General features: G+C 56.6%; 3 protein-coding genes. All 3 read left to right on the forward strand.

Features of this window, described 5'->3' with window-relative positions; all coding sequences use genetic code 11:
• Positions 1-2,880 (forward strand): phage tail tip domain-containing protein (locus HEN33_RS24150; protein ID WP_183083489.1); only part of this gene is annotated, 2,880 nt, incomplete at its 5' end.
• A gap of 67 nt (positions 2,881-2,947) precedes the next feature.
• On the forward strand, positions 2,948-3,547 hold the full coding sequence (locus HEN33_RS24155; protein ID WP_053879185.1) for an Ail/Lom family outer membrane beta-barrel protein: 600 nt from the start codon (positions 2,948-2,950) through the stop codon (positions 3,545-3,547).
• Positions 3,548-3,698: 151 nt separating this feature from the next.
• The coding region (locus tag HEN33_RS24160) for a prophage tail fiber N-terminal domain-containing protein (RefSeq protein ID WP_183083490.1) at positions 3,699-4,852 on the forward strand (1,154 nt) is incomplete at its 3' end.

Here is a 4,852-nt window from a genome sequence, read left to right on the forward strand (position 1 = left end):
TGGTCGTCATACACCGAAATCATCGATGTGAAACAGTGCTACCCGAACACGGCGATTGTGGGGCTGCAGGTGGATGCGGAGCAGTTTGGCGGTCAGCAGATGACGGTGAACTACCATATCCGCGGTCGCATCATCCAGGTACCGTCAAACTATGACCCGGAAAAACGCACGTACAGCGGCATCTGGGACGGCAGCCTGAAACCGGCATACAGCAACAACCCGGCCTGGTGCCTGTGGGACATGCTGACTCACCCGCGCTACGGCATGGGAAAACGTCTGGGGGCGGCAGACGTGGACAAATGGGCGCTGTATGCCATTGCGCAGTACTGCGACCAGACGGTCCCGGATGGTTTCGGGGGCACAGAGCCGCGGATGACCTTTAATGCGTACCTGTCACAACAGCGTAAGGCGTGGGACGTTCTCAGTGATTTCTGCTCGGCGATGCGCTGTATGCCGGTATGGAACGGCCAGACGCTGACGTTCGTTCAGGACCGCCCGTCGGATGTGGTGTGGCCGTACACCAACAGCGATGTGGTGGTGGATGATAACGGCGTGGGGTTTCGCTACAGCTTCAGCGCCCTGAAGGACCGCCACACGGCGGTGGAGGTGAATTACACCGACCCGCAGAACGGCTGGCAGACCTCCACGGAACTGGTGGAAGACCCGGAAGCCATACTGCGCTACGGGCGCAACCTGCTGAAGATGGATGCGTTCGGTTGCACCAGTCGCGGTCAGGCCCACCGTGCCGGGCTGTGGGTGATAAAGACCGGACTGCTGGAAACGCAGACGGTGGATTTCACGCTCGGGTCACAGGGGCTGCGTCACACACCCGGTGACATTATTGAAATCTGTGATAACGACTATGCCGGGACCATGACCGGCGGACGTGTCCTGTCCATCGATGCCGCCAGCCGCACCCTGACACTGGACCGTGAGGTGACCCTGCCGGAGACAGGTGCCGCCACGGTGAACCTGATTAACGGCAGCGGTAAGCCGGTGAGCGTGGCCATCACTGCACACCCCGCGCCGGACCGGATACAGGTCAGCACCCTGCCTGATGGTGTGGAGACATACGGTGTATGGGGACTCTCCCTGCCGTCACTGCGTCGTCGCCTGTTCCGCTGTGTCTCCATCCGGGAAAACACGGACGGCACCTTTGCCATCACGGCGGTGCAGCACGTACCGGAAAAAGAAGCCATCGTGGATAACGGGGCCAGCTTTGAGCCGCAGTCAGGCACCCTGAACAGCGTTATTCCACCGGCAGTGCAGCACCTGACGGTGGAGGTGAGCGCAGCTGACGGTCAGTATCTGGCACAGGCGAAATGGGACACGCCGCGGGTGGTGAAGGGTGTGCGCTTCAGTCTGCGCCTGACCAGTGGTAAGGGAACGGATGCCAGACTGGTGACCACCGCCATCACCGCAGACACGGAGCACCGTTTCAGCGGCCTGCCGCTCGGGGAATACACCCTGACGGTGCGGGCGATAAACAGCTATGGCCAGCAGGGTGAACCTGCCACCACCACCTTCCGGATTGCCGCACCGGCAGCACCGTCGCGGATTGAGCTGACGCCGGGCTATTTTCAGATAACCGCCACGCCGCATCTTGCCGTTTATGACCCGACGGTACAGTTTGAGTTCTGGTTCTCGGAAAAGCGGATTGCGGATATCAGGCAGGTTGAAACCGCAGCCCGCTATCTTGGCTCGGCGCTGTACTGGATAGCTGCCAGTATCAATATCAAACCGGGCCATGATTATTATTTTTATATCCGCAGTGTGAATACTGTTGGCAAATCGGCATTCGTGGAGGCTGTCGGTCGGGCGAGCGATGATGCGGAAGGTTACCTGGATTTTTTCAAAGGAGAAATCGGGAAAACACATCTGGCCCAGGAGCTGTGGACGCAGATTGATAACGGTCAGCTTGCGCCGGACCTGGCTGAAATCAGGACGTCCATTACGAATGTCAGCAATGAAATCACGCAGACCGTCAATAAAAAACTGGAAAATCAGAGTGCGGCAATCCAGCAGATACAGAAAGTTCAGGTTGATACAAATAATAACCTGAACAGCATGTGGGCCGTGAAACTGCAGCAGATGCAGGACGGACGCCTTTATATTGCGGGTATCGGTGCCGGTATTGAGAATACGCCAGCAGGAATGCAGAGTCAGGTGCTGCTGGCGGCAGACAGGATTGCGATGATTAATCCTGCGAATGGCAACACAAAGCCGATGTTTGTTGGTCAGGGCGATCAGATATTTATGAATGAAGTGTTCCTGAAATATCTGACGGCTCCCACCATTACCAGCGGCGGTAATCCTCCGGCATTTTCCCTGACACCGGACGGGCGGCTGACGGCGAAAAATGCCGATATCAGCGGTAACGTGAATGCGAACTCCGGGACGCTCAACAACGTCACGATTAACGAGAACTGTCGGGTTCTGGGAAAATTGTCCGCGAACCAGATTGAAGGCGATCTCGTTAAAACAGTGGGCAAAGCTTTCCCCCGGGACTCCCGTGCACCGGAGCGGTGGCCATCAGGAACCATTACCGTCAGGGTTTATGACGATCAGCCGTTTGACCGGCAGATTGTTATTCCGGCGGTGGCATTCAGCGGCGCTAAACATGAGAAAGAGCATACTGATATTTACTCCTCATGCCGTCTGATAGTGCGGAAAAACGGTGCTGAAATTTATAACCGTACCGCGCTGGATAATACGCTGATTTACAGTGGTGTTATTGATATGCCTGCCGGTCACGGTAACATGACACTGGAGTTTTCGGTGTCAGCATGGCTGGTAAATAACTGGTATCCCACAGCAAGTATCAGCGATTTGCTGGTTGTGGTGATGAAGAAAGCCACTGCAGGCATCACGATTAGCTGAATTTTATAACCCAGATACGGGCGCCAGAAATGGCGCCTTTTTTATTGCAGAAAAGCGAGAGGTAATTATGCGTAAATTATGTGCTGTTATTTTGTCCGCAGTAGTCTGGCCGGTCGCCGCTGCTACGCCAGCGAGTGCAGCAGAACATCAGTCCACGCTGAGCGCGGGGTATCTCCATGCCTCGACGAACGTTCCCGGTAGTGATGATCTGAACGGGATTAACGTGAAATACCGTTATGAGTTTATGGACGCGCTGGGGCTGATTACGTCCTTCAGTTATGCCAATGCTGAGGATGAGCAAAAAACGCGCTACAGCGATACCCGCTGGCATGAAGATTCCGTGCGTAACCGCTGGTTCAGCGTGATGGCGGGGCCGTCTGTACGCGTGAATGAATGGTTCAGCGCGTATGCGATGGCGGGTGTGGCTTACAGCCGTGTGTCGACTTTCTCCGGGGATTATCTCCGCGTAACTGACAACAAGGGGAAAACGCACGATGTGCTGACCGGAAGTGATGACGGTCGCCACAGCAACACGTCTCTGGCGTGGGGGGCTGGCGTGCAGTTTAACCCGACCGAATCCGTGACCATTGACCTTGCTTATGAAGGTTCCGGTAGTGGCGACTGGCGATCGGATGCATTTATTGTTGGTATCGGATACCGTTTCTGACAACAGACGCCGATTTATCTTCTGTAAATATTGTTATGATACGCAGGTTCATCCACCTTATGGGGTGAACTGCGTTTGAGGAAACGTAAAGTTACACTGTCCTGAAGCCCGTGGCGTCACTGCTGCGGGCTTTTTTTATTGGTGGAAAAGTATGACAGTAAAAATTTCTGGCGTGCTTAAAGATGGCACAGGAAAACCAGTACAGAACTGCACCATTGTGCTGAAAGCCAGACGGACCAGCAGCACGGTGGTGGTGAACACGGTGGCCTCTGAAAATCCGGATGAAGCCGGTCGTTACAGCATGGACGTTGAGTACGGTCAGTACAGCGTCATTCTGTTGGTGGAAGGATTCCCGCCGTCACATGCCGGGACCATCACCGTGTATGAAGATTCTCAACCCGGTACGCTGAATGATTTTCTCGGTGCCATGTCGGAGGATGACGTCCGGCCGGAGGCACTGCGTCGTTTTGAACTGATGGTGGAAGAAGCGGCGCGTCACGCTGAGGAGGCGAAGAAGAATGCCGGAGAGGCGGAGACGTCCGCGAGGAATGCCGGCATATCAGCCAGTCAGGCAGAAGAGAGCGCTGCAAATGCTGACACTTCAGCAGGGGAGGCATCGGAGTCAGCCCGGCAGGCGGCAGAAAGTGCAGCCTCAGCAAAGCAGTCAGAGGATGCGTCCTCGTCCTCGGCTTCTGCGGCCGCTCAAAAAGCCAGTGAGTCATCACAAAGTGCAGCAGAAGCTGAATTGTCAAGAAAGACGGCAGAAAGTGCAGCCGGTAATGCAGCCAGGGATGCAACGACCGCAACAGAAAAAGCCCGGGAGTCAGCAGAAAGCGCACAGTCAGCGGAACAAAGCAGGATAGCGGCGGAAGAAGCCGTAAACCGAATCCCCACCGTGGTGGGACCTCCCGGGCCAGAGGGGGAACAGGGGCCCGCTGGCCCTCAGGGGCCGAAGGGGGATAAGGGAGAGCGTGGAGACACCGGCCCTGTCGGGGCAACCGGCGAACGGGGGCCGAGAGGAGATACTGGTCCGGCAGGCCCGCAGGGGCCGAAAGGCGACAGGGGAGAGCGGGGAGAGACCGGTCTGACAGGAAGTACAGGTCCACAGGGTCCAAAGGGAGATACCGGTGCGGCAGGCCCGGCAGGCCCACAGGGACCGAAAGGAGAAACAGGTGCGGCTGGCCCGGTGGGGGCAACCGGACCTCAGGGACCGAAGGGCGACCCGGGGGAGACACAAATCCGTTTTCGTCTGGGGCCGGGAAACATTATTGAGACAAACAGCAATGGCTGGTTCCCGGATACAGA

This window comes from Escherichia sp. 94.0001 (assembly GCF_013369155.2).
GTDB classification, from domain to species: Bacteria; Pseudomonadota; Gammaproteobacteria; order Enterobacterales; family Enterobacteriaceae; genus Escherichia; species Escherichia coli_F.

Coding starts and splice junctions, on each gene's coding strand:
- HEN33_RS24155 (WP_053879185.1), top strand. CDS start 2,948: ATGCGTAAATTATGTGCTGTTATTTTGTCCGCAGTAGTCTGGCCGGTC.